General features: G+C 70.8%; 23 protein-coding genes. 9 read left to right on the plus strand and 14 right to left on the minus strand.

Annotated elements, in window-relative coordinates:
• Window positions 1–305 precede the first annotated feature (305 nt).
• From E6G06_12450 to E6G06_12460, 3 genes are read right to left on the minus strand one after another with little or no spacing between them, the layout of a single operon-like run.
• Window positions 306–569: a hypothetical protein gene (locus E6G06_12450; protein TML90351.1), complete on the minus strand. Its 264-nt coding sequence runs from the start codon at window positions 567–569 to the stop codon at window positions 306–308.
• Between the two features lie 49 nt (window positions 570–618).
• Entirely contained in the window at window positions 619–1,284 is a 666-nt protein-coding gene (locus tag E6G06_12455; protein ID TML90352.1) for a DUF1697 domain-containing protein, read from the minus strand.
• Window positions 1,218–1,733, minus strand: a complete 516-nt coding sequence (locus E6G06_12460) for a DUF664 domain-containing protein (GenBank protein ID TML90353.1) — start codon at window positions 1,731–1,733, stop codon at window positions 1,218–1,220. The genes E6G06_12455 and E6G06_12460 overlap by 67 nt, the downstream gene beginning before the upstream one ends.
• Window positions 1,734–2,086: 353 nt before the next feature.
• Between E6G06_12460 and E6G06_12465 the strand changes: the two genes are divergently transcribed.
• Window positions 2,087–2,917, plus strand: coding sequence for an alkaline phosphatase (locus E6G06_12465; GenBank protein TML90415.1), 831 nt, complete (start codon window positions 2,087–2,089; stop codon window positions 2,915–2,917).
• 31 nt (window positions 2,918–2,948) lie between these two features.
• Here E6G06_12465 and E6G06_12470 read toward each other — a convergent pair whose 3' ends face one another.
• From E6G06_12470 to E6G06_12495, 6 genes are all read right to left on the minus strand, one after another.
• Window positions 2,949–4,043 carry an acetate/propionate family kinase gene (locus E6G06_12470; GenBank protein TML90354.1) on the minus strand — a complete coding sequence of 365 codons (1,095 nt, stop codon included), beginning with the start codon at window positions 4,041–4,043 and terminating at the stop codon, window positions 2,949–2,951.
• Between the two features lie 11 nt (window positions 4,044–4,054).
• On the minus strand, window positions 4,055–6,424 hold the full coding sequence (locus E6G06_12475) for a phosphoketolase family protein (GenBank protein TML90355.1): 2,370 nt from the start codon (window positions 6,422–6,424) through the stop codon (window positions 4,055–4,057).
• Between the two features lie 271 nt (window positions 6,425–6,695).
• Window positions 6,696–7,352 (minus strand): LamG domain-containing protein, encoded by a 657-nt coding sequence (locus E6G06_12480; protein ID TML90356.1) that lies wholly within the window; start codon window positions 7,350–7,352, stop codon window positions 6,696–6,698.
• A 254-nt stretch (window positions 7,353–7,606) separates the two neighbouring features.
• Window positions 7,607–8,275 (minus strand): histidine phosphatase family protein, encoded by a 669-nt coding sequence (locus E6G06_12485; protein TML90357.1) that lies wholly within the window; start codon window positions 8,273–8,275, stop codon window positions 7,607–7,609.
• Entirely contained in the window at window positions 8,205–9,278 is a 1,074-nt protein-coding gene (locus E6G06_12490; protein ID TML90358.1) for a hypothetical protein, read from the minus strand. Before E6G06_12490 ends, E6G06_12485 begins: the two co-directional genes overlap by 71 nt.
• A complete protein-coding gene (locus tag E6G06_12495; protein TML90359.1) occupies window positions 8,915–11,020 on the minus strand; it encodes a PBP1A family penicillin-binding protein in 2,106 nt (701 codons plus the stop codon). The genes E6G06_12490 and E6G06_12495 overlap by 364 nt, the downstream gene beginning before the upstream one ends.
• Before the next feature lie 120 nt (window positions 11,021–11,140).
• Between E6G06_12495 and E6G06_12500 the strand changes: the two genes are divergently transcribed.
• Window positions 11,141–11,515: a PaaI family thioesterase gene (locus E6G06_12500; GenBank protein TML90416.1), complete on the plus strand. Its 375-nt coding sequence runs from the start codon at window positions 11,141–11,143 to the stop codon at window positions 11,513–11,515.
• Between the two features lie 66 nt (window positions 11,516–11,581).
• On the opposite strand, the gene E6G06_12505 is transcribed toward E6G06_12500, so the two are convergent.
• Window positions 11,582–13,129: an AMP-dependent synthetase gene (locus tag E6G06_12505; protein TML90360.1), complete on the minus strand. Its 1,548-nt coding sequence runs from the start codon at window positions 13,127–13,129 to the stop codon at window positions 11,582–11,584.
• 65 nt (window positions 13,130–13,194) lie between these two features.
• Here E6G06_12505 and E6G06_12510 point away from each other — a divergent pair, with 65 nt between their 5' ends.
• The 3 genes from E6G06_12510 to E6G06_12520 are packed head-to-tail and all read left to right on the plus strand — an operon-like array spanning window position 13,195 to window position 17,267.
• Window positions 13,195–14,184, plus strand: coding sequence for an AAA family ATPase (locus E6G06_12510; GenBank protein TML90361.1), 990 nt, complete (start codon window positions 13,195–13,197; stop codon window positions 14,182–14,184).
• Window positions 14,181–15,143: a DUF58 domain-containing protein gene (locus E6G06_12515; protein TML90362.1), complete on the plus strand. Its 963-nt coding sequence runs from the start codon at window positions 14,181–14,183 to the stop codon at window positions 15,141–15,143. Before E6G06_12510 ends, E6G06_12515 begins: the two co-directional genes overlap by 4 nt.
• Window positions 15,144–17,267 (plus strand): DUF4129 domain-containing protein, encoded by a 2,124-nt coding sequence (locus tag E6G06_12520; GenBank protein TML90363.1) that lies wholly within the window; start codon window positions 15,144–15,146, stop codon window positions 17,265–17,267. It begins immediately after the preceding gene.
• On the opposite strand, the gene E6G06_12525 is transcribed toward E6G06_12520, so the two are convergent.
• Window positions 17,180–18,745: an adenylate/guanylate cyclase domain-containing protein gene (locus E6G06_12525; protein TML90364.1), complete on the minus strand. Its 1,566-nt coding sequence runs from the start codon at window positions 18,743–18,745 to the stop codon at window positions 17,180–17,182. The two genes, E6G06_12520 and E6G06_12525, sit on opposite strands and share 88 nt — an antisense overlap.
• A gap of 177 nt (window positions 18,746–18,922) precedes the next feature.
• Here E6G06_12525 and E6G06_12530 point away from each other — a divergent pair, with 177 nt between their 5' ends.
• Complete coding sequence (locus E6G06_12530; protein ID TML90365.1) at window positions 18,923–19,576, plus strand: DUF3159 domain-containing protein; 654 nt, start codon at window positions 18,923–18,925, stop codon at window positions 19,574–19,576.
• Window positions 19,468–20,358 (plus strand): lysophospholipase, encoded by an 891-nt coding sequence (locus E6G06_12535; protein TML90366.1) that lies wholly within the window; start codon window positions 19,468–19,470, stop codon window positions 20,356–20,358. Before E6G06_12530 ends, E6G06_12535 begins: the two co-directional genes overlap by 109 nt.
• On the opposite strand, the gene E6G06_12540 is transcribed toward E6G06_12535, so the two are convergent.
• Genes E6G06_12540 through E6G06_12550 form a run of 3 tightly spaced genes read right to left on the minus strand, consistent with a single transcriptional unit; the run spans window position 20,351 to window position 23,071 of the window.
• A complete protein-coding gene (locus E6G06_12540) occupies window positions 20,351–21,190 on the minus strand; it encodes a DegV family protein (GenBank protein ID TML90367.1) in 840 nt (279 codons plus the stop codon). The genes E6G06_12535 and E6G06_12540 overlap by 8 nt on opposite strands.
• Window positions 21,168–22,571 carry an MFS transporter gene (locus E6G06_12545; protein TML90368.1) on the minus strand — a complete coding sequence of 468 codons (1,404 nt, stop codon included), beginning with the start codon at window positions 22,569–22,571 and terminating at the stop codon, window positions 21,168–21,170. The genes E6G06_12540 and E6G06_12545 overlap by 23 nt, the downstream gene beginning before the upstream one ends.
• Window positions 22,451–23,071 (minus strand): glycerol-3-phosphate acyltransferase, encoded by a 621-nt coding sequence (locus E6G06_12550; GenBank protein TML90369.1) that lies wholly within the window; start codon window positions 23,069–23,071, stop codon window positions 22,451–22,453. Before E6G06_12550 ends, E6G06_12545 begins: the two co-directional genes overlap by 121 nt.
• 108 nt (window positions 23,072–23,179) lie before the next feature.
• Between E6G06_12550 and E6G06_12555 the strand changes: the two genes are divergently transcribed.
• Both E6G06_12555 and E6G06_12560 read left to right on the plus strand, forming a co-directional pair.
• On the plus strand, window positions 23,180–24,163 hold the full coding sequence (locus E6G06_12555; protein TML90370.1) for an LLM class F420-dependent oxidoreductase: 984 nt from the start codon (window positions 23,180–23,182) through the stop codon (window positions 24,161–24,163).
• 293 nt (window positions 24,164–24,456) lie between these two features.
• Entirely contained in the window at window positions 24,457–24,708 is a 252-nt protein-coding gene (locus E6G06_12560) for a hypothetical protein (protein ID TML90371.1), read from the plus strand.
• Window positions 24,709–24,712 lie beyond the last annotated feature (4 nt).

Here is a 24,712-nt window from a genome sequence, read left to right on the forward strand (position 1 = left end):
CGATGGCGATCACCGAGACCGTCCTTCGTGGCGCGCGTCGTCGCCGGTCCGGGAGGATGTCGTCTCGCCCTGCCCGTTCGCTGAACTGACCCACGCGGACCAACCTTTCTTGCCGCGGCACCCCCCAAGGCGTCACCGAGCGAAGCTGCCACCGCCGCGACTGGTCTCGACTACGTGACGTGAGACAAGACCCAACGGAGTGTGGTCAGTGTTCTCACCGCCGTGGCTCATGTCAAACACGACTGCGATCCACTCACCCACGGCGCAAACGACTTCGCAGTGAGTGGTCGGGCTCCCGGGAAGTCTCAGTCGCTGCGCGTCACGAAACGAATCGGCGGGGACGCCTTGGCGCACGCGCCCGTGTCGAGCCTCGCGGTCGGGTTGGTCAGGAACCGCCGCCGCAAGTCGCTGAGACACGGTGGACCGCCCGTGAGGAGCCCGCCCCCGAGGGTCGGGAACTTGACAGTGTTCACGTGCGACAGACCGCGTTGGATGCGATGCAACCAATCGTCGCTGCCGAACGCATTGAGGTCGCCGCGGAAGAACAGCGCGGGAACGCTCCCGACCACCTGCGTCGAGAGCTCCTCCGAAACGTCGACGTGCTGAAGGTCTGAACGCCTACCGGTTCGATCTCGACCCACGAGCGTTGACCTTCGCGACGAGCCGGCGGAGCATCGTCATGTTACGGCTCGTGCTCTGGTGTCGGCCGATGATGAGTTCCCAGTCCTTCGTCTTCAGCTTCGTGTCGGTCGACTTGCCACGCATCCGCCAGTGCACGTCTCGGCCCTTGACCACGAGCGTGTCGAACTCGTTGGTGAGTCCCTCGAGGGCGCGCCGCTGTGCAGGCGTCGGGGCCGATTTCAGGAAGGTCAGGAAGTACGTGTCGCCCGTTCCCACCGGGAAGGGTTCGACGGCGATGGCCTGTCGCAGCTCGGTGGCCGTGCGGACGAACGTCGTCACCTCGAACCCCACCGCGGTCTCCAAGCCGCGCTCGAGCCGGTGCTCGATCGCGTCGCGACCGCCGGTGGCGTCGAACACGACATTGCCGCTGTTGACGTGCGTCCAGACCCCGTCGTAGCCGAGCCTCTCCACGACCTCGACGAGAGTGGCCATGCTGACCCTACGCTTGCCCAAGTTCACCGCGCGGAGGAATGCGACCCGGATCGTCATCTGTCGAACCGCCTCTCTGCTCAGCGCCCGGTCCTGCCGTCGAGGAGCTAACGCGTGATGTCCATGTGGCCGACGTGTCGAGCTGTCTCCTCGAGCAGGTGGTTCACGATCCATCGAAGGGTGGTGGGTCGTATCACCGCCGCAGAGGGAAGGTCGAGCGAGGCGGCGCGTTCGAGGACGGCGTCGGCGGCGGCAGTCTCGCTCCGGTAGAACCGGACGACATCGTCGACAGACCACGCCGGTGGTATCACGAACATGTTCTGCCTCCACGACATGTCCATCGCCTCGCCGTCGAAGATGACGCGCAGCCACAGCCGTTCGGCGTACCCGAGGTGCACGACGATCGCGCCGAGGGAGTTGGCGGTCGAGGCGGGCTTCCAACGCAGTTGCGCTTCGTCGAGGTCCTCGAGCTTGAAGATCGCGCTCTCGCGGAGGTGGGTGAGCCAGCCCCGCGCCATGGTCATCTCGTCGGCAGGAGTCGATTCGTCGGGTCGCGCGACCCGCAACTCGGGTCGCGCTTCGGTGCCGCCACGGGTCGGTTCGGCGTCGTTGTACGATGCCATGTCGCGACGCTGCCCGATCGTCGCATGCGTGGTCAATACCGCGTCTCACGTGGTCGTTGAGGCCGGCGCCCTTTCATCGTCCTCTCAGAGTCCGGGCGTTACGCTCCTCGCGTCCGCCCCGGGAGTCGGACACGCGGTTCGTCCCGTCTGTGTACCGCGTGTCGGCTATCGGGGCGGACTATCACTATCGAGGAAACGTGAAGGAAGCGGACCCGCGGATGACGAGAACGTCCTGGCCGTCAACGCGCCGGCCGACGGGGGGAATGCTCGTCGTCGGGACGGGCGTCGTGGTCATCGCCATGGCGACGGTCGCCCTCGTGTGGGTGCGGTCGTCCGGAAATGGCGATACCCCGGTGATCGCGGCTGCCGGTGACATCGCCTGCGCTCCCTCGGACCACAACTACAACGGCGGCGCCGGGGTTCCGCGGGCCTGCGATGAGCGGGCGACGTCGAACCTGATGCTCGACACCAAGCTCGCGGGGATCCTGCTCCTGGGCGACGACCAGTACGAGAACGGCACCCTGAGCGACTTCAAGCGCTCCTTCGCATCCACGTGGGGTCGGTTCGGGTCCAAGCTCCATCCCGCGCCGGGCAACCACGAGTACAACAGCGCCGGTGCGAGGGGGTACTTCCAGTACTTCGGAGGCAAGGCCGGTCCGGACCACCGCGGCTACTACAGCTACGACATCGGTGACTGGCATTTCGTCGCGCTGAACTCGAACTGTCGGTCGATCGGCGGTTGCAACCTCAAAAGCGCGCAGGGCCGTTGGCTCAAGGCCGATCTCGCGTCTCACCACAACCAGTGCACGCTCGCCTATTGGCACCACCCCAGGTTCAGCTCCGGGCGCCACGGCGACGAGAAGCTGTCCGACGGCTTCTGGCGTGAGCTGTACGCGGCCGGAGCCGATGTCGTGCTGGTCGGTCATGACCACGACTACGAGCGCTTCGCTCCGCAAGATCCCAGGGGACGGGCCGACCCGGCGCGTGGCATCCGGGAGTTCGTCGTCGGCACCGGAGGGCGAAGCCACGACCCCATCGACCGCGTGGACGCCAACAGCGTCGTCCGCAACGACAAGACCTTCGGCGTGCTCGAGATGACGCTGCACAAGCGCAGCTACGACTGGCGGTTCGTGTCGGTCCTCGGATCGACGTTCACCGACTCGGGTGTCGGGTCGTGCCACTGAGCGACGAGATGCCTTGTCCGACCCGTCGGTTTCAGTGACGCTCGACGACGGCGCGGACGCCGTTGGCGATCTCGATGTCCTCTCGGGCCGCGACGACGAGCGTGCGCACCCGTGCGTCGTCGGTGCCGATCTCGCGGTCGCCGCTCCCGGTCTCGTTGCGGCCCGCGTCGATCGACACCCCGAGGAACTCCAGGCCATCGGCGGCGCCGGCGCGCACCGCAGCAGAACGCTCCCCCACGCCACCGGTGAACACGAGGACGTCGATGCCCGCCATGGCCGACGCCATCGCGGCGATGCCCGCGCGCAGCCGGTGCAGGTACACGTCGAGCCCTAGTCGGGCGGCGACGTCACCATCCACGACCGCGGCCAGCACCGCGCGCATGTCGGCCGTGCCCGCGAGGGCGAACAGGCCGCCGCCGTGCTCGAGGCCGTCGAGCACCTCCGCCGCCGGCAGGCCCGCGTGCTGCTGGAGCCAGAGCACGAGGCCGGGGTCGACCGTGCCGGACCGGGTCGCCATCACCAGCCCTTCCAGTGGAGTAAAACCCATGGTGGTGTCGACCGAGCGACCGCCGGCGACGGCGGCGAGCGACGCACCCGAACCGAGATGGCACGTCACGATGCGCAGCTCGTTCGACAGGAGCCCCAACAGGCGAGACGCTCGTCGGGCGGCGTAAGCGTGCGACAGCCCGTGGAACCCGTACCGGCGCACGCCGAGCTCCTCGCGCCATCGCCGGGGCACGGCATAGGTGAGGGCCGCGACGGGCAACGACGCGTGGAACGCGGTGTCGAAGCAGGCCACCGCGGGCAGGTCGGGCAGCGCCTGGCGCACCGCGTCGATCGCCGCCAGCGCGGGCGCCTGGTGCAGCGGAGCCAGTTCCGCGAGACCTCGAAGCGCGGCGACGACGTCGTCGTCGAGCCGCGCCGGTGCGGTGAAGCGGGCGCCGCCGTGCACGACGCGGTGGCCGACCGCATCGACCGGACCCAGCGCTTCGAGCTCGTCGCCGAGGACCTCGGCGACGAGGTCGTCGATCGGGCCGAGATCTGACGCCGCCACCACCGCGTCGTCGCGGTCGAGGACGCGCAGCTTCAGGCTGCTCGAGCCCGCGTTGACGACGAGGATGCGCACGCGCGCCCGGCTCAGGCCGGCCAGGTCCAGTCGCGCACCTCGGGCATGTCCTCGCCGTGCTCACGCGTCCATGCCCGGGCCCGCGCCCGCTGGTCGATCATCTCCTGGCGCAGGTGCGCGGCTCGCTCGCCGAGCTCGGGCACCCGGTCGATGACGTCCATCACCAGGTGGTAGCGGTCCATGTCGTTCATCATCACCATGTCGAACGGCGTGGTCGTGGTGCCCTCCTCCTTGTAGCCGCGCACGTGAAAGTTGTCGTGGTTCGACCGGCGGTACGACAGGCGGTGGATGAGCCACGGGTACCCGTGATAGGCGAAGATCACCGGTCGGTCGACGGTGAAGACGGTGTCGAAGTCGCGGTCCGACAGGCCGTGGGGATGCTCGGTCTCGGGCTGCAGGCGCATCAGGTCGACGACGTTCACGACGCGCACCTTCAGCGCCGGCAGCCGACGACCCAGGATGTCGGCCGCGGCGAGCGTCTCCAGCGTGGGCACGTCGCCCGCGCAGGCGAGCACCACGTCGGGCTCACCGTCGTCGCTGCCCGCCCATTCCCAGATGCCCAGACCCCGGGCACAGTGCAGGGCGGCATCTTCCATGCTCAGCCAGCTCAGGCTCGGCTGCTTGCCGGCAACGATCACGTTCACGTAGTCCCGGCTCCGAAGACAGTGGTCCGCGACCGAGAGCAACGTGTTGGCATCGGGTGGGAGGTAGACGCGCACCACCTCGGCCTTCTTGTTCACGACGTGGTCGATGAAGCCGGGGTCCTGATGGCTGAAGCCGTTGTGGTCCTGCCGCCATACGTGTGAGGTGAGCAGGTAGTTGAGCGACCCGATGGGGCGGCGCCACTCGAGGTGGCGGGTCACCTTGAGCCACTTCGCGTGCTGGTTGAACATCGAGTCGACGATGTGAATGAACGCCTCGTAGCACGAGAACAGACCGTGGCGGCCGGTGAGCAGGTAACCCTCGAGCCACCCCTGGCACAGATGCTCAGAGAGCACCTCCATGACACGGCCCTCGGGGCTCAGGTTGACGTCGACCGGGAGCACGGAGGCCTGCCACGCCTTGCCCGTGGCCTCGTAGACCCGGCCGAGCCGGTTCGACTCGGTCTCGTCGGGGCCGAACAGCCGGAAGTTGCGAGGCTCGGTGTTGCGCGCGAAGACATCGCGCAGCCACGCGCCCAGGACCCGAGTCGGCTCGACCGGGGTCGTGCCCGGCCGGCCCACCTCGACGCCGTACTCCCGAAAGTCGGGCAGCACGAGGTCGCGCAGAACCAGGCCACCGTTCGCGGTCGGGTTCGCGCCCATGCGTCGCGCCCCTGCCGGCGCGAGCGCGACGACCTCGACGCGCGGCCTCCCGTGCTCGTCGAACAGCTCCTCGGGCCGGTAGCTGCGCATCCACGTGTCCAGGGCGCGGAGATGGTCGCGGTTCGTGCGCACCTCGGACAGGGGGACCTGGTGGGCGCGCCACGTTCCCTCGACCGGAAGGCCGTCGACCTCCTTCGGTCCCGTCCACCCCTTGGGCGTGCGCAGGACGATCATCGGCCACCGCGGTCGCGGACCGCGCCCCCCGGTACGCGCGTGATGCTGGATGTCGTGCACTGCGGCCACGACGTCGTCGAGCGCCTGGGCCAGCGCCTGGTGCACCACCTCGGGCTCGTCGCCCGCCACGATCCGCGGCGCCCAGCCACAGCCCCGCAACAGGTCCAGCAGCTCCTCGGGCTCGATGCGGGCGAGCACGGTCGGGTTGGCGATCTTGTAGCCGTTGAGGTGGAGGACGGGGAGCACGGCGCCGTCGTGCACCGGGTCGAGGAACTGGGTGCCGTGCCAGCTCGCCGCGAGCGCACCTGTCTCGGCCTCGCCGTCGCCGACCACGCACACCGCGAGCAGATCGGGATTGTCGAACACCGCGCCGAACGCGTGGGCCAGCGAGTAGCCGAGCTCACCGCCTTCGTGGATGGAGCCGGGCGTCTCGGGCGCGACGTGGCTGGGCACGCCGCCCGGGAACGAGAACTGGTGAAAGAGGCGCGCCATGCCGGCGGCGTCGCGTCCGATCGACGGGTACACCTCGCTGTACGTTCCTTCGAGCCAGGTGTTGGCCACCAGGCCGGGGCCGCCGTGACCCGGTCCGGTGATGTAGATGACGTCGAGGTCGTGCTCGCGGATCAACCGGTTGAGGTGCGCGTAGACCAGGTTGAGGCCCGGCGTCGTGCCCCAATGACCGAGGAGACGGGGCTTCACGTGCTCCGGGCGGAGCGGTTCGGTCAGCAAGGGGTTGTCGAGCAGGTAGATCTGCCCGACCGAGAGGTAGTTGGCCGCCCGCCACCAGGCGTCGATGCGTGTCATCTCGTCGATCGCGAGCGGGCCGGGCTCAGTGGTCGTCATCGATGGCTCCAGATCGTGCGGGCGCTCCGGTCCCAGCGACGCTACGCGAGATCCGGGACGGGTCAGACGTCGCCGACGCGTGCGACGGCCTCTTCGTCGCGCCGGACCACCGTCACGGTGGTCGAGCGCGACAAGAAGCGCGAGGCGCGACCCGGCGACCCAAGGGCCCGGGCGCAAGCTGGGAGGGGGGTCCCAACACCTGGTTTGTCGGCACCCAGCTCAAAACCTTGAGCGCATTTGAGCCGTCCGGCCTATCGCGAGTTGCGGCGCCTCAGCCCACTCGGATGCTGGCGTGGTCGAGCGAGCCCTTGAAGAACTCGGAGCCGGGTCGAGCGCCGATGACGACCGGCGCGGTGTTGGCGATGGAACCGATGGTGGCGGCCATCGAGAACGTCTGTCCGTCGACCACCACCTGGATGCTGGAGGAGGTCTTGACGCAGCGCACGGTGTGCCACTGGCCGTTGTTCACCGCCGGTCCCGCGATCAGCTCGGCGTACCCGGCCGAGCCCTTGAAGCCACAAGAGACCTGCCCGGAGGGCTGGTACTCCATCTTGTACTCGCCTCCGGCGGTCTCGTAGAGACCCTTCCGGATCAGGTCCCAATCCGGCGACGCGGGGGCGCTGGTCGCCTTGAGGTGCACGGTGATCGAGATGTTCGCGCTCCCCGGGTTGAGGTCACCCGCCGAGGGGACGGAGACGTAGCTCGAGCCGGTGAATCCGTACGCGGTCCCCTTGAAGCCGGACACCCCGAGCTGGACGGAATGGAGGGTGCCGGTGTGGCTCGCGACGGAGTCGCGCATGACGGTGCCCGAGGTCTCGTCCATCTTCCAGAGCGCCGCCAACGGCTGCGTCGCGCCGACCGCGGCCGGGCCCTCCAGCAGCGCGACGCCGAGGACGGCGCCGGCAGCCACGACCCGAGCACGGTGCATGCCGCCTCCCCAGGCTGTGCTCTCCCCAGGCTGCGCTCCACTCCAGCCCCCGACACGGTATCGGTCGTCGATCCCCGCCCGAGTCTACGAGTGAAGCACCAAATTCGCTACAGGTGCCCCTGCCGAGCGCCGATCCCCTACTGCTGGGTGAGGGCGAAGGACTGGTCTCGTGCCCTACCCCCCCGACGGGATCGGTCTTCGCCCCACCCGCACTCTCCCAGCGTCCGCAGCTCCCCGGCCGACGGCTCACACCCTCAGGGTGCGAGGTGGCCCACCTCGTTGTAGGAGTGCAGCACGGGTAGACGGGCGCCAACCGCGATGCGCGTGACGGAGGCAAGGTCGCAGTGCAGGCGCCAGGTCACGCCGTCATCCGCGCCGACGGCCCACGCGACAGCCGCCTTGATCGGTGAGACGTGAGTCACGACGACGACGTCGTCGACCGCGGCGCGGGTGCACAGGTCCTCGCAGGCGCTCCGCACGCGGCGTCCACACGCCGCCAACGACTCGCCACTGTCGGGCACGAGCTCGGGATCGGCCCGCCACCGCGCCCAGAGGTCCGCGGGCACCTCGGCGAGGGGTCGGCCCTCGAAGCCGCCGTAGTCCAGCTCGATCCAGCGCTCGTCGATCTCCACCGGAAGGTCGAAGCACGCGGCCGTCTCACGCGCCCGGATGAGCGGGCTGGCGACGACCGCCACCACGTTGCCCGTGGCACGCACAGCCGCGCTCGTGGATGCCGCTTGGGCGCGTCCGAGGTCGGTGAGGGGAACGTCGGACCGACCGAGCAGCACCCGCGAACGGTTGGCCGCGGTCTGCCCGTGGCGCACGAGGATCAACACGACATGGGGGTCGCCCTCAGCGCACGAGGATGCGGCCGCACTGGTCACAGCGGATGATCGCGTCGGGCGGTTCACGCTTGATGCGATCGACCTCGGTGGCCGGGAGCGCGAGGTGGCACCCGGTGCACGAGCCCTTCACCAGTCGGGCCGCGCCGATGCCGCCGAGCCGCGCCCGCAGCTGCTCGTAGAGGGTGAGCAGATCGGGTGGGATGGACGCGACGGCGTCGGTCCGCGCCGCCTCTTCGGAGGCCAGCTCGGCGTCGATTGCGGACTCGGCTTCGGCGATGGCGACCCGCAGCTCACCGGACTCCGCGTCGAGCGCCCGACGGTCGGTGTCGAGCTCGTTGAGTCGCGCATCGAGCGGCTCGCGCTCCGCCATCGTCTCGAGGACCTGGTCCTCCAGAGCGGACTGGCGCCGCTTCAACGCCTCCGAATCGGCCTGCATGGCCTGGAGCTCGCGCGGCGCAGTGACCGTACCCGAGTACATGCGCTTCTCCAGCATGACCAGCTTCTCCTCGAGCGAAGCCAGCTCGTCCTCCAGCTTCTGCTGATGGCGGGCCACCCCGTCGCGCTGGCCCCCGACCTCGGCGGCCGTCGCCTCGAGTGCCTTCAGCCTCTCGCCCACTGCGTCGAGCCGGGCGCGGTCGGGCAAGGTGGCGCGACCGTGGCGGAGCTGCTCGACCGCGGTGTCGTGCTGCTGCACGACGAGAAGCTCGTCGAAGGCGGTCACGGTGGTGTCCCCCCCAGTGGTGTGGCGCCCGGCAGCACGGTCGGCGCGGGCGGGATGACGGGCGGAGGCACCTGGCTGGAGCGCGTCGGCGGGCTCGTGACCGTGCTGGGCGGAGTGTAGGGCAGCGTGCGCCGGCGCAGGGTCGTGGGCTCGGTGTACCCCTTCCGCAGCCGGCGCGGATCGAGATAGCGCGCGCGCGGGATCTCCTTCGGGTCGGGCGCGGGGAAGTCGATCGAGGGCTGATCGGCCAACGCGTCCTTCATGAACGCGCCCCAGATGGTCGCGGGGTAGCTGCCTCCCGTCACCTCCGTGCCCCGGATCACCATCCGGTCGGCATTCGTGCGGGGGTTGCCCATCCATACCGCCGTGGCGAGCTGCGGCGTGTAGCCGACGAACCAGGCATCGGAGTTGTTCTCGGCGGTGCCGGTCTTGCCCGCGACCTGACGGTCGACGAGGCGCGCCTTGGTGCCGGTGCCCCGCTTCACCACTTCCTGCAGCACCTGGGTCGCCATCCGGGTGACCTGCTGGGAGATGACCCGCTCACCGTCATGCTTCGCTGCGAACAAGGTCTTGCCGTCCGCGTCCTGGACCCTCTCGACGAAGTACGGCGCGTGGTGGATGCCATCGGCCGCAAGCGTTGCATATGCCGACGCCATGTCGAGCGGGTGCACCTCCTTGCTGCCGAGCGGCATCGACGGGATGGGGTCGATCGGCACCCCCTCGGGGATCCCCATGCGGTGCGCGGTCTCCGCCACCTTGTCGAGGCCCACGATCTGCGAGAGACGGATGTACGCGCAGTTCGTCGAGCGGGCGGTCTGGGTGGTGAGCGTGGCCGTGCCGCCGCGCGAGCCCTCGTAGTTTCCGGGCGAGTAGGGCTTCTGGCCCGGGATCGAGACCGGACAAGGTGACGAGCCGTTGATCGTGTCGCGCGGGCCGTAGCCCTGCTCGAAGGCAGCCACGAGCGTGAAAACCTTGAACGAAGAGCCCGGCTGCCGGCCGATGCCGTCGGTGACGAGGTTGAACTGCGACTGCTGGAACTGGGGGCCGCCGACGAGCGCGCGCACCGCGCCGGTGTCGGGCTCCACCGCGACCAGCGCGGCGTTGTAACGGCCGCCGGTGTCGGGCAGCTTGGCGGCAACGTCGATCTTCGCCAAGGCCTGCAGCTTCGGGTCGAGCGTGGTGTGGATGGCGAGCCCCCCTTGGAAGACCGCTCGATAGCGCTCCTGGGGCGTGTCGCCCAGCCGCGTGTCGCGCAGCAGCGAGTTCTTCACGTATTCGGCGAAGTAGTCGTCGGGGGCCTTCGGCACCGTGCTCTTTGCAGGGAGGGGCTCGGCGTCGATCGAAGCGGCCTCGGCCTCGGTGATGTCGCCGAGCCGCAGCATGCGCTCGACCACCTGCCTGCGACGGGCGCGGGCCGCTTCGGGGAACGCGAAGGGGTCGTAGCCCACCGGGTTGCGGATGATGCCGGCGAGCAGCGCGGACTGGCCGGTGCTGAGCTGCTTGACGTCGAGGTTGAAGTAACGCCGCGCGGCCGCCTGCACGCCATACGCCTGATTGCCGAAGTAGACGGTGTTGAGGTAGCGCTCGAGGATCTGCCGCTTCGTCATCTGGTTCTCGAGCCGGAACGAGAGCGCGGCCTCCTTGATCTTGCGGTTGACATCCTTCTTGGGCGTCAGCACCGCGTTCTTCACCAGCTGCTGCGTGATGGTGGATCCTCCCTCGAGCACACCGCCCTCGGAGACGTTGGTGAAGAACGCGCGGGTGAGCGCGCGGAAGTCGAGCGCGCCGTGGTCGAAGAACCGCTCGTCCTCGGTGTCGATGACCGCGGCAACGAGGTGCGCGGGGACCCGGGAGAGCGGCACCGGCTCGCGGTACTCGGCATCGGCCAGGACCGCGAGGACACTGCCGTCGCGGGCGTAGACGACCGACCGCTCGGACAGGGGACGCAGGTTCACCTTCACGCTCGCCCCGGCGCTGCCCGCGGTGAAGAAGTCGCGGACCTGCGGCGCGAGCAGGAGCGTGGCTCCAGCCAGTCCGAGGCCGGCCACGACCACCGAGGTGACGAAGCGGGCGAGCAGGTGCACGCTTGGAAAGTATCGGATCGTGCGGTCTTTTCCTTACGCGGGAAAGCGACCAGAATCCCGCCCGTGCCCGACCCGACCCCCCGTCCACCGCTCAGCGAGGACGAACAGCGGCGGAGACGCCTCGCGGTGCGCGATCTCATGCCGACGACGCCCTTCATCGGTGGCCTCGGGATCGTCATCGAGCGCTACGAACCCGACGACATCACCCTCAGGGTGCCGTTCCGGGCCGACCTCACGAACGACGGCACCTACTACCACGGCGGGGTGATCGCATCGGCCGTCGACACCGCCGGCGCGTGCGCGGCCTGGTCGAACCACGACTTCGACAGGGGCGCACGCGCCTCGACGGTCAGCCTGACCGTGCAGTACGTCGGGGCCGCCAAGCAGTCCGACCTGGTCTGCCACGCCCACACCGTGCGCCGGGGCAAGGAGCTCACGTTCACCGAGATCACCGCCACCGACGCGGCGGGCGCCGTCGTGGCCCACGCGGTGCAGGTCTACCGGATCGTCTAACCCGAAGTCCCTGCCTTCTTGTCGTACCCGGCCGTCCTGGGGACGGCTTTCTACGACAAGAAGCGATCAGTTCACCTGGCGCTCTCGGCCTTCCCAGTAGGGCGAGCGCAGCTTGAACTTCTGGAGCTTGCCGGTGGCGGTGCGGCTGAGCGCGTCCCGAAACTCGACCGAGGTCGGGCACTTGAAGTGGGCCAACCGGCTTCGGCAGAACTCGATCAGCTCCCCCTCGTTCGCCTCCGCCTCGGGCTTCAGCACGACGAGCGCCTTCACCGTCTCGCCCCACCTCTCATCGGGCACACCGATCACGGCCGCCTCGGCCACCGCAGGGTGCTGGTAGAGCGTGTCCTCCACCTCGATCGACGACACGTTCTCGGCGCCGGTGATGATCACGTCCTTCTTGCGGTCGGAGATGACGAGGTAGGCGCCCTCGAGGTGGCCGCCGTCGCCCGTGTGGAACCACCCGTCGACGATGGCTTCGGCAGTCGCGTCGGGCTGGTTCCAGTAGCCCGCGAACACGTTGTTCGAACGAGCCAGCACCTCGCCCTCGTCGTCGATCTCGATACGCACCCCGATGGCGGGGACACCGGCGCGCGAGAGCAGACGGCTCCGCTCGCCGCGCTCGATGCCGTCCCACTCGGAGGGCGCACGATTGATCGTGAGCAGGGGCGAGGTCTCGGTGAGCCCGTAGATCTGGATGAACTCCCAACCCAGCAGCTCGTCGAATCGCTCGATGACCTTGGACGGCGGCGGCGCGCCTGCCACCACCATGCGCACGCGGTCACGCCCGGGAACCGCCTCGCCCCGCTCGCGTCGCGCCGCGGCCGCGTCGAGGATCATCGACACAACTGCCGGTGCGCCGCACAGCAGGGTCACCCCTTCGGCTTCGATGCGCCGCAGGATCTCCTCGCCGTCGACCTTGCGGCGCACCACGCGGCGCCCCCCCATGCCGGTGATCGCGTAGGGGATGCCCCAGCCGTTGCAGTGGAACATCGGCAGCGTGTGGAGGTACACGTCGCGGTCGGAGACGCCGGCGTTCCAGCCGAAGCTGGTGGCGTTGAGCCACGCGTTGCGGTGGGTGATCTGCACGCCCTTGGGCCGGGCGGTGGTACCCGAGGTGTAGTTGACGTTGGCCGTGGCCTGCTCGTCGGGTTCCCAGCGCTCGGGCTCGGTCCCTTCCGGCGCCTCGGCGAACAGCCCGGCGTCGGCGCGCCCGTCGAGGAGGATGCGGTGCTTGGCCTGCACCCCCACCAGCGCCTCGTCGAGGTCGGGGTCGATGAGCAGCACCGATGCGCCGCAGTGTTCGACGATGTAGCGCACCTCGTCGGCCATGAGGCGGAAGTTGATCGGCACCACCGTGCGGCCGAAGCCGCTGACGCCCCAGAAGGAGACCAGAAGGCGACCAGCGTTGGGGCTGACGATCGCCACCCGCTCCCCGTGGCCCACCCCCATGGCCTCGAGACCGAGCGCCATCCCCCGAGCCCGGCGGTGGAGCTGCGCGTAGGTGAGTGAGCCGAGCGAGCCGGGCGTGCCGGGCTCGTCGACCAGCGCCACCCGGTCGGGATGCACCTGAGCGGCACGCGTGAGGAAATCACCGACAGTCAGCGCAACGTCCATGCGGTGCAAGGTAGTCGCTGCCGGCGGGCTTAAACCCCGAGCCTGCCTGGGCCGACAATCGCTTCATGCACCCACACGCGGCGGTAGCCGACCACGCCCTCGACGACCCGCCGTCCACCGACATCGAGGGTGCGCGCCGGCTCGCCACGGCCGTCGTCGACAACCTGAACCGGGTGATCCGGGGCAAGCCCGAGGCCCTCCGCCTGGCGGTGGCGGCCGTGCTCTCCGGCGGCCACCTGCTCATCGAGGACGTCCCCGGGCACGGCAAGACGCTGCTCGCCAAGGCGCTCGCCCGCTCCGTCGGCGGCACGTTCCGGCGCATCCAGGCCACCCCGGACCTGTTGCCGAGCGAGCTCACCGGGGTGTCCGTGTTCCACAAGGCATCGGAGACCTGGGAGTTCCGCCCGGGACCGCTGTTCGCCAACGTGGTTCTCACCGACGAAGTGAACCGGGCGACGCCGCGCTCCCAGTCCGCGGTACTGGAGGCGATGGAGGAACGGCAGGTGTCGGTCGACGGAACGAGTCATCCCCTTCCGAATCCCTTCGTGCTCATCGCCACCCAGAACCCGTTCGACCACGCGGGCACCTTTCCGCTCCTCGAGGGCCAGCGCGACCGCTTCGCGCTGGTGCTGGAGCTCGGGCACCCGGGTCGGGACGCCGAACGCGATCTGCTCCTCGGGCTCGGCGGTGTCGACGCCCTCGTCGGCCTGCCCACCGTCACCGACCCTGCAAGCCTCGGCCGGGCCATCGCCGTCGTGCGGCGCGTGCACTGCGCGCCGGCCGTCGCCGACTACATCATCGACATCGGCGCGGCCACGCGGGCCCACCGTGACGTGCGCCTCGGAGCCAGCCCGCGCGCCGCGCTCGCGCTGCTGCACGCGGCGCAGGCGACCGCGATGATGGCCGGTCGCCACTTCGTGGTGCCCGACGACGTGAAAGCGCTCGCCGCGCCCGTGCTCGCACACCGGCTGATGCTCAATGGCGGCTCCGATGCCGTCGCGGGGCGCGCCGTCGTGCGACAGGTGGTCGAGTCGGTCGCGGTGCCGCGCGCGTGAGCGCCGCCGGCGCCGGCACCGGTGCGCGTGGCGTGCCGCGCCCCGCGGTCAGCCGAGCCGTGGCCGTCCTCGTGCTGATCGGCGCAGCCATCTTCGTCATCGCCCGCACGACCGGCTCGGGCTGGCTGATGGTGCTGCTGTCCGGTCTCGTCGGCGTGCTCGCGGTGAGCGTGGTGCTGCCGCCGCTCGCGCTGCGACGCGCCCGCCTCGAGGTCCGTGCCCCGCGCGACGCGACGGCGGGTCGTTCCCTCAGCGTCACGGTCTCGGTGCCGGTCCGGGTGCGCAACCTGCGTGCCCGTCTCGTCGAGCCGGAGGGGTCGTGGTTCGCGTGCGACGGGCCCGCAGAGGGTGAGACCATCGCAGTGCCAGCGCGCCGAAGTGTCCTCCGAGAGGTCGCTGTCGACGTGACGAGCGCGTGGCCGCTCGGGCTCGTGCGGTGGCGGCGGCGCGTGCACATCCCCCTCACCCGCCCCGTCGAGGTGGGCCCCGCGCCGATCGACACGGAGATGACGCCGCCCGGCGCCCGCGGGAGCGGGGCGGACGAACAGTCGGCACCAGGATGGCGGGACGGCGACGTCGTGCGCGGCGCGCGCGAGTACGTGCCCGGTGATCCGGTGAAGCTCGTCCACTGGCCGGCGACGGCCCGGACGGGGACGTTGATGGTCAAGGAGCTCGACGCTCCCCACCGACCGGGCGTGGTGCTCGTCGTCGATCTGCGGGGCGGCGGCGCGGCCGCGGAGACGGCGGCCGGGCGGGCGGCCGGTATCGCCAATGCCGCCCTGGCGGCGGGCGCACCGGTCACGATGTGCACTGCGGAGCGGGGCGGCCCCGTCGGTGGTCGTGTCGATTCGCCCGTCGAGGTCAGCCGGCGCCTGGCGCGGGCGGTCGGGGGCCCGCCCGCCGAAGTCGCGGTCGCAGCCGGCAGCGCGGTCGTGCGCGTCGACGCCTGCGCGGTCTGAGTGCTCGCCGCCCTCAAGCGCGTGAACGCCCGGCTTCCCGCCGAGGAGTCGATCGCCCTGCGCGTCGCGGTGATGGTCGCCGTCGTCGTGGCCGGCCTCGCCGTCACGGGCGAGGGCGTCGGCGGGCTCGCCCTGCAGCTCGCGGTGGTCGCCGGGATCCCCGCGGCCTTCGCGTTCTCTCACGTCACCCGCCACCGAGACGGCTTCTTGCTCAAGGCGGGCCTCGCGGTGGGCGTCATGATCGCCTTCAGCCGATTTCTGCACGCCGCCACCGGTGTCGGGGGCGGTTCGCTCGACCAGGTGCAGATCCCGCTCGCCGAGCTGTTCCTCTGGGTCCAGGTGCTGCACTCACTCGACGTGCCCGCCCGGCGCGATCTCCTGTTCTCTCTGGTCTCCAGCCTCGTGCTGATGGCGGTGGCCGGTGTGCTGTCGATCTCACTGACCTACGGCGTGCACCTACTGCTGTGGGCCCCCGCGGCGCTGGCCGCGCTCGTGCTCGCCCACCGGAGCGAGCTGCGCGACCTGCCCCGGCTGCCCGCCAAGGCGATGGCAGCACGCGCAAACGTCGCACTCGACGTGGCTCGCCCGGTCGCGCTGGCGATCGCGCTCGTAGCCCTCGTCGGCACGGGCGCCTTCCTCGTCGTGCCCGCGGCCGGCGCGGCCCGGGCGATCACCTTCCCCGCCGAGCTGCCGCACGTGGTGCCGAGCGTGGTGCCCGGCGGCCTCAGCAACCCGTCCCTCGGCGACGACGACCCGGCTCGTCCGGCTCGTCGTGGTCGCAGCGGCGGGAAGCGAGCGTCCTTCGGCTACTTCGGCTTCTCGACCAGCCTCGACACCGCGGTGCGCGGTCGCCCCGACGACACCCTGGTCATGCGCGTGCGCGCGTCGGCACCGGACCGCTGGCGGGGGCAGACGTTCGACCACTGGGACGGCCACCGGTGGACGACGAGCCCCGAGCGCCCACGACCGTTACGCGGACCGGCGCCGCTCGATCTACCGATCGGCCCCGAGGACTCGCTCGACGACGCGGCCCAGGAGCTGGTGCAGACGTTCTACGTCGCCCGGCCGGGGCCCAATCGCATCTTCGGCGCCTACGTGCCGACCCAGCTCTACTTCCCCGACCGCGGTGTGTTCCAGCTCTCCGACGGGACCATCCGTGCGGGCGTGGAGCTGCAGCAGGGTGCGGTCTACACCGTCGTCAGCCGGCGTCCCCCGGTGACCGCGGCGCGGCTGCGGCAGTCGGACACACCCTTCCCGCCGCCGCCGTCATCGTTCACCGCGCGCTACCTCCAGCTGCCCACGACGCCCGAGCGGGTGCGCGCTCTCGCGTCTTCCGTCACCGCGAGCGCGCCGACGCGCTACGACAAGGTGCGGGCGCTCGAGCGATGGATGGCGACGCACACCGCGTACTCGCTCGACGCGCCCCCGCTTCCCCCCGGTGAGGACGCCGTCGACAACTTCTTGTTCGTCACCCGCAAGGGCTTCTGCGAGCAGATCGGCTCGAGCTTGGTGGTGATGCTGCGCTCCCTCGGGGTCCCGGCGCGGCTCGCGGTCGGCTACGCACCCGGTGAGCGCAACCCGTTCACCGGCCTCTACGAGGTGCGAGCGAGCGACGCGCACGCGTGGGCCGAGGTCTGGTTCCCCGGTGTCGGCTGGCAGAGCTTCGACCCCACCGCCGAGGTGCCCCTCGCGGGCGAGCAGGGCCGGCATGCCGCGGGTGCAGGTCTCTCATCGTTCGTCGCGGCGCGGCTTCCCTCGCTGCCGGACCGCGCCCCGGAGACCCTCGTCATCCTCGTCGTCGCCGGCATCGCCCTGGCCGGCACCCGGCGGGTGCGGGTGCTCCGGGCGCGACGACGCGCGGCGCGCCCCGCGTCGTGGGGCGAGGCCTGGGTCGATCGCCTCGAGCGAGCGGGCCAGGAGCGGGGCCGGCCCCGAAGGCCGAGCGAGAGCGTGCGCGAGTACGTCGACGTGCTCCGGCGGGCTCCGATGCCCCACGAGCGGTGGGGCGACGCGGTGCGGATCGTCGAATGGGACGCCTACTCCGGCGAGCCCGCTTCGGACGCCGAGCGAGGCGCGGCGGACGCCGTGCTGGCCGACGCGCTGTCGTCGGGCGCGGGCTCGTAGGCCAGCGTGGGCCGCTGCCGCCCGCGCAGCGACAGCTCGTCGACGACCCGCCACCGGACCGCCTCGCTCGTGGCCCGCTCCACCGATTCGTCGCTCGCGAGCACCCGGCCCAGACGCCGCTTCGCCTCCTCGGTGAGGCGGGCCGCCTCGTTCACGGGATCGCCGATCACGGTGTACTCGTAGCGCAGCTCGGTGCCGACGTTGCCGGCGACCACGATGCCCGACGACACCCCGACGGCCGCGTCGAGACCGGGATTGGAGGCCGCCAGCGCGAGCAGGTCGCGTCGCAGCGTGCGCGCCGCCCGCAGCGCGCGGTTCGCGTGATCGACCTGCGGCTCCGGTGCGCCGAACACGCACATGGCACCGTCGCCCTCGAACTTGTTCACCCAGCCGCCCTCGGCGCCCACCCGGCGCACCACCGAGTCGAAGAAGACGTTGAGGACGGTGACGACCTCGTCGGGCGGCCGGCTCTCGGCCAGCCCCGTCGACGCCACGATGTCGACGAACAACACGCTGACCTCGCGTCGTTCCCCTCCAAGCGCGACCCCCCGCTCGAGCGCCTGGCGCGCGACCCCGGGCCCGACGTGGCGACCGAACAGGTCCTGCAGCGTGCGCCGCTCGCGCAGCCCCTCGACCATCTGGTTGAACCCGATCTGCAGCAACCCGATCTCGCCGCCGTCGTCGACCGCGACCTGCACGTCGAGGTCGTCGGCCCGCACGCGCGTGAGCGCGTCCCGGACGGCGTCGATCGGATCGGCGACTGAGCGCGCCGCGGCGTAGATGACGAGACCGCCGGTCACCACGCCGGTCGAGATGAGGAACACCAGGCTGGCGACGGGCTGCACGAAGCCCGCGGGCCGTCCGAGGCGCTCGACGCCGACGAGCAGCAGCGGGACCGCGGACCCGAAGGCCCACGAGAGCAGGAAGCGGGGCCGGATGCCGAACCTCGCGTGACGATGGTCGAAATCCTTCGCCATGAGCGCGTGGACGTACACCGGACGCATGCACCGCTCGACGAGCAGGTACGTCGCCGCGCAAGCCGCGAGGCCGGCGAGGACGATGGACAGTGCTACCCGCACGCCGGTGATCACGTCGGACTCCCACCGGACGTTGAGCGCACCGAACAGCGCGGCCGCGCCGAGCCACATGCCGAATGACACCACTGCGTAGCGCCATGGCACTGCGAGCACAGCGCGGCGCTCCTCCTCGTCGGGACGTCGCTGCTGGACCAGCCAGCCGCACGCGTTTCGAAAGATGCGATGCCCGATGCTGTGCCCGACGATCCCCATGACCGCGAGATACGCAATGAAGACGTGGAGGTACCGCATGTCGCCGGCCGCACCGCGAGCAGGCGGATTGGCGAGCTGCCCGCTCATGAAGGACAGCACCGCGCCCGCTGCGTTCGCCAGCAGGAACGAGATGAGCACGGGTGCCTTGACCTTCTGCTCGTCGCAAGCGATCCAGGAGCCGCGTCCCACGGCTGTCACCGTACGACGGCGTGGGAGCCGTGGCCACGTGACGTCGATCACGGCGGCGGCGCGGGCTGCGCTCGGGGGGTGGCCGGGCAGCGAGCTCGTGTCCGGCTAGCGTGACGTTCGCCGGCAGGTCAGAGAACGGCCTGCAGTTCCAGTGCTCTCCGGCCGAGAAAGAACGATATGCACTCGGATACCTGGGAGATCCCCCGCTTCCGCAACCTGGCACGTCACGCCCTGCCGCACATCGTCGAAGCGACCGTGATCCCTCTCGGGATCTTCTATCTGAGCCTGTGGCTCATCGGCGTCTGGGGAGCGCTGCTGGCCGCGATCGCCTGGTCCTACGGGGCGGTCGCCTGCCGGCTCATCACGCGGCGCCGGGTTCCCGGCGTCCTCCTCCTCGGCGCGACGGCGCTCACCGTCCGCAGCATCATTGCGTTCGGCAGCGGAAGCGTCTTCGTGTACTTCCTGCAGCCGACCCTCGGCACCATCGCCGTCGCCGCCGCGTTCCTCCTGTCGGTACCCGCGGGCCGACCCCTCGCCGAGCGCCTGGCCGCCGACTTCTGCCCACTCCCCCAGTCGCTGCTGGCCAACCCGGCGATGCGGCGCTTCTTCATGCGCATCTCGCTGCTCTGGGCGCTCACCAACATGCTGAACGCCGCCGTCACCATCTGGCTGCTCGTGAGCCAGGACCTCGCCATCTACCTCCTGGCCAAGACCTTCGTTTCATGGACTCTCACCGGCAGCGCGATCGTGATCTCGACCGTCTGGTTCAAGCGCTCGATGCGCCGCATCGGGGTGTTGCGCGGCCGCCGCGCCATCGTCACCTCCGCGTGAGCTGTCCGGCCGGTATGTTTGCGGGGGCCATGGTGAGCTCCGCCGTCACTCTCACGACCGTCGACGAGGTCACGCTCGCCGGTCGGCAGTGGCCGTCGAGCGGCGGAGAGTCGGCGACGACCGTCGTGGTCACCCATGGCTTCGCCGCCTCGAAGGACGACGCCGCCGTGCTCGCCGTGACCCATGCGCTCCGAGGATGCGGGCACGCCGTGCTGACGTACGACGGCCGGGGCCAGGGCGATTCCGGCGGCCACTGCACCCTGGGCGACGCCGAACGTCACGACGTTGCCGCGGCAGTGGCCCTCGCGCGCGAGCAGTCCGATCGGGTCGTGGTGCTCGGCGCGTCCATGGGTGCCATCGCGGTGATGCGCTATGCAGCGAGCGATGCCGACCTCGCGGGAGTGGTCGCGGTGAGCAGCCCGGCCGGCTGGCGCATCCCCCGCACCCTCCGCAGCCTGCTCGCCGCGGGCCTCACCCAGACGCCCCCGGGGCGCCACCTGGCGGCGCGCTACATGGGCGTGCGCCTGGCGCGGGGTTGGTCCCGTCCCGAGGCGCCCGACGGGCTCGCGGCGCGCATCACCGCGCCCCTCGCCATCGTGCACGGCACGATCGACCGGTTCATCTCCCCACGCGAGGCGCCGCTGCTCTACGCGGCGGCCAACGACCCGCGCCGGATCGACCTCGTGCCGGGCATGGGCCACGCCTTCGACGCGCCCGGCATCCCCGCCATCTGCGCCGCCGTGGAATGGGCGCTGGCGATGCGGGTCGCTTCCGTCAGCTGAGCGGGCGCTCGTCCCACCACCAGGCGAGGCCGACCAGGCCCGGCCCGGTGTGCACCACCATCACCGGGCTGAACGAGCCGAGGAACTCGGTGGCCGGATCGACTTCGGCGCGCACCTGCTCGAGCAACCGCTCGGCCGGCTCGGGCGCCCCCGCGTGCAGCGCCGCCACATGGAGCCGCGCCCCGGCCACCCGCGAGTTGAACAGCGCCGCGGTCATGCGGTCGAGCGCCGTCGGCCGGCTGAGCGCGGGGCGGAGCGGCCGGGGGTGACCCCGCCGGAACTCGAACAGGGGGTTGAGACCGAGGCTGCGCCCGGCCCGCCCCGCGATGCCGGGCACGCGCCCGCTGCGGACGAGGTGGTCGAGGCTGTCGACCGTCGCCACCAGGCGGACTCGATCGCGCACGTGGGCCGCCGTCGCCTCGACTTCATCGAGCCGACCTCCGTCGCGTGCCACCAGCGCCGCCGCGAGCACGACGAGTCCCTCGGCGCCCGCCGCGGTCTCGGTGTCGAACACCCGCACCGCGCCGTCGACCAACGAGGAGGCGACGTGGGCGGCATGGAACGTTCCGCTCATCGTCCCCGCGATCGTGAGCACGAGCACGCCGTCGTCTCCCAAGCTCTCCTCGACCGCCTTGGCCACCTCACCGGGCGACGGCGCCGACGTGGTGACGCCCTCGTCGAGGCGCGACAGGAGCTCGGCGAGGCTGAGGTCACCGTCGCGGTACGAGATCCCCCCGAGCGTCAGCGACATCGGCACGACCGTGATGTCGTGGCAGGCAGCGAGGTCGGCGGGGAGCGACGCCGCGCTGTCAGTGACGATGGAGACGGACACGCCACGCCTCCCTTCGCGCCGGCTGCTCGGGCGCGGACTCGCGGACGAAGCCGGCGCTGACGAAAACGAGCGCCCCGGCGCAGAACAACACCATTCGCTCCGGCTCGAGGTGGCCGACGAGCGGCCAGCTCACGCCGCCGACGAGGTCGGCCGCGATGCCTGCCCCGAGGGCGGCGAGGCTGAGTCCGCCGCGGATCACCACGTGGAAGACGGTGAACGCGAGCACGCGCTCCTCGTCCTCGAGGCGACTCTGCAGCGCACTCATCCCTGCCGCCAGGGTGAAGGCGGCCGCCCCGCCGAAACCGACGGCTCCGAGGAAGGCACCGGCGAGCGTCGGCGCCAGGCTGAACACCACGATGACGATGCCCTGTGCCGCCACACCCGTCCGCACGGTGACCAGCAGGTCGGCCTCGCGACGCCGCGAGAGGAGGCCGAGGCCGCCGACCGCGCCCACGCCGAAGAGCGCGATCATCGCCCCGAACTCGGCATTCGTGGCACCCAGGAGGTCGCGGACGAACACGATGCCGAGCGAGAAGAGCGCGCCCACGCCGAGGGCGGCGGTCAACGTGGCGGGGATGACCGCGCGGATGAGCGGGATGTGCAGCGCTTCGGTGAAGGTGCGCGGGCTGCCCAGCCCACCCTCGACCGGCGCGCCGTCGGCCCGTCTCCCGCGCCCCAAGTCGGCGATGCCGCGCACGAACGCGAACGAGATCAGGAAGGTGACCGCGTCGATCCAGAACGCCAGGGCGAAGTTCGCGCTCCAGGCTCCGGGGATGCCGATGTGGACGTGCGTGAGCGCGGCTGCCAGCGCGAACGCAGCCGCGCCCAACGGGATGGTGCCGTAGGACGAGCCCAGCACGAGGCCGTTCGCGACGGGAAGGTCGTCGCCGGCCAGCTCGGGGATCGACGCGTCGCGCGCGGGCAGGAACGCGAGGCTCGCGAGCTCGAGCATGAAGGCCCAGAGGTAGGCCCACCAGAGCGCGCTCACGAGCGGCACCACGGCGACGATCCCGGCGCGCACGAGGTCCATGGTGAGCATGGTGCGCCGCCGGTCCCAGCGTTGCGCGAGGCGTGCCGCGAGCGGACCGGCGACCGCCGCGGGGATGAGGCGCAGCACGAGTATGCCCCCGACCGCGGTCGACGATCCGGTCTCCTGGGAGACGAGGACCATCAGCGCGATCGTGCCCATCCAGTCGCCGAGCGCGGAGACGCCCTGACCGATGAGCAACGAGCGGAAGCCCTTGCGTCGAAGCAGGTCCTTCACACGACTCCGCCGTCGTTGTCGAACAACAGGCGTCGCACGTAGGCGCGACGGCGTGCGGGCCCGGCCACGCGCCGGTTGCCGGCGAGGCGCTTCGCAGCCATCGGCAACGCGACGCACGCGCCGGCGGCCGCGCCGCGCCGCCCGCTCGTGCGCGCCAGCACCGGCACCAGCGCGGCGAGCGCCACGAACGAACCGAGGCCGGTCTGGCGCGCGAGGCGCCCGGCGATGAGACCCGCGGCGAGGACGGGGACGCCCGTCGGCGCGGTCGCGAGCAGTGAGCCGAACGCCGGCGCGATGCCGCGCCCTCCCGCGCCGCGGAGCCAAGGCGACCAGTTGTGCCCGGCGACCGCCGCGCCACCAGCGACCGCCGCGAGCAGGGGCCGGCGGCGGCCGGCGAGGAGCGGGCCGACCGCGCCCTTGCTGACGTCGAGGACTCCGGCCACGGCCAGCGGCGTGAACCCGGCCACCCGGTAGAGGGCGGTGCCCGACACGGTGCCGCTGCCCACCTCACGCAGGTCGACGCCGCCCGTCCGGCGCGACGCGATGTTCGAGAACGGGATCGAGCCCGCTCCGAAGCCCGCCAGGACCACTGACGCGCGATTCATCGCGCCCAGCATGGCCGGTTCGCAGCAGTTGCACAGGTCTTTCGCGACCGGGAGGGCATCTCCCTGCCTGTGACAGTGGTCGCTGTGACCGCAGTCGCTGAGGCGGCGGTAGCGTGTCCCATGATCCGCCTCGGGCTCCAGATCCCATCGTTCACCTATCCCGGCGTCGCGGACGACGCCCTCTTCGAGCGAGTGAGCGACATTGCCGTCACCGCCGAGGAATCGGGCTTCGACTCGATCTGGGTGATGGACCACTTCTACCAACTGCCCCTCCTCGGCCCCCCGACGCTCAACATGATGGAGAGCTACTCGCTGCTTGCCGCGCTGGCCGCCCGCACCGCGCGCGTGCAGCTGGGCACGCTTGTCACCGGCGTGACGTATCGAAACCCGGCGGTGCTCGCCAAGGAGGTGACGACGCTCGACGTCATCTCGCGTGGTCGCGCCATCCTCGGGATCGGCGCCGCGTGGTTCGACCAGGAGCACGAGGGCTACGGCGTGCCGTTCCCATCGACCGGCGAGCGGATGGACCGGCTCGAGGAGGCGGTGCAGATCTGCAGGGCGATGTTCACCCAGGAGACGGCGACGTTCGACGGGCGGTACTACCGGGTGAAGGACGCCATCAACAACCCGCGGCCCATCCGACCCGATGGCATCCCGATCATGATCGGAGGCGGGGGCGAGAAGCGCACGCTGCGGATCGTCGCCGCCTTCGCTGACGCGTGCAACCTGTTCGGCCAGCCCGACGAGGTGCGCCACAAGCTCGACGTGCTCGCGCGCCATTGCGAGGCCGTCGGCCGCGATCCGAAGTCGATCAACAAGACGCGACTCGGCACGCTCTTCATCGCCAAGTCGCAGGAGGCAGCCGAGGCGAAGCTCGGCGCCCAGCTCGCCGAGCGAGGCATGGACCTCGCGTCGATGGACGAGACCAGCCGCAACGCGATCGCGGGCATGTTCCACGTGGGCGGCCCCGACGAGATCGCCGAGCAGGTGCACGGGCTGCTCGACGCCGGCCTCGACGGGCTCATCTTCAACCTCCCCGACGCCCACGATCTCGAGTCGGTGGCGCTCGCCGGGTCGGTGCTGAAACCGCTGCTCGCGGCCTGACACCCTTCGCTTCTTGGTGCACTGACCCATCGTCACGGTGGCTGAGCGCACCAAGAAGGCACGGACGGCTGGGCACGTCCGCGCCGCGAAGTCCCACGACTCGCTTCAAGCGGGCGCTTGGCGTGCCGACATCTGAGGGGGCGGGCTCGACGAAAGGGAGGTGGACGTGTCCTCGCAGACCAAGGCGGTCGACGCCATCGCGGAGGCGCTCGCCTGCTCCTGCGACCTCTTCCAGCGCAATCCCCTGCTCCGACGAGCTGCTCGGCTTCGAAGCGGATGGGCTGGCCGGAGCCATGCGGGTGCTCGAGCGCCTGGAGGAGTCGGAGCAGCAAGAGGTCGACGACTTCCGGCCGGGCATCTCGTTCGCCGAGTTCCCGGAGTTCGTCCACTCGCACAACTGGCACGATCCCAAGGCCGTCTGCGCGTTCGCCGACTTCCTGAGGTCCTCGGCCGAGAACCGCGCCCTCACGGGCAAGATGCGCACCGCTCTCGACACGATCCGCAGCGCCGCGGGCTGGTTCGACGAGCAACGCACGACCAGCTGAGCCG

The organism is Actinomycetota bacterium (assembly GCA_005888325.1).
GTDB lineage: Bacteria > Actinomycetota > Acidimicrobiia > Acidimicrobiales > AC-14 > AC-14.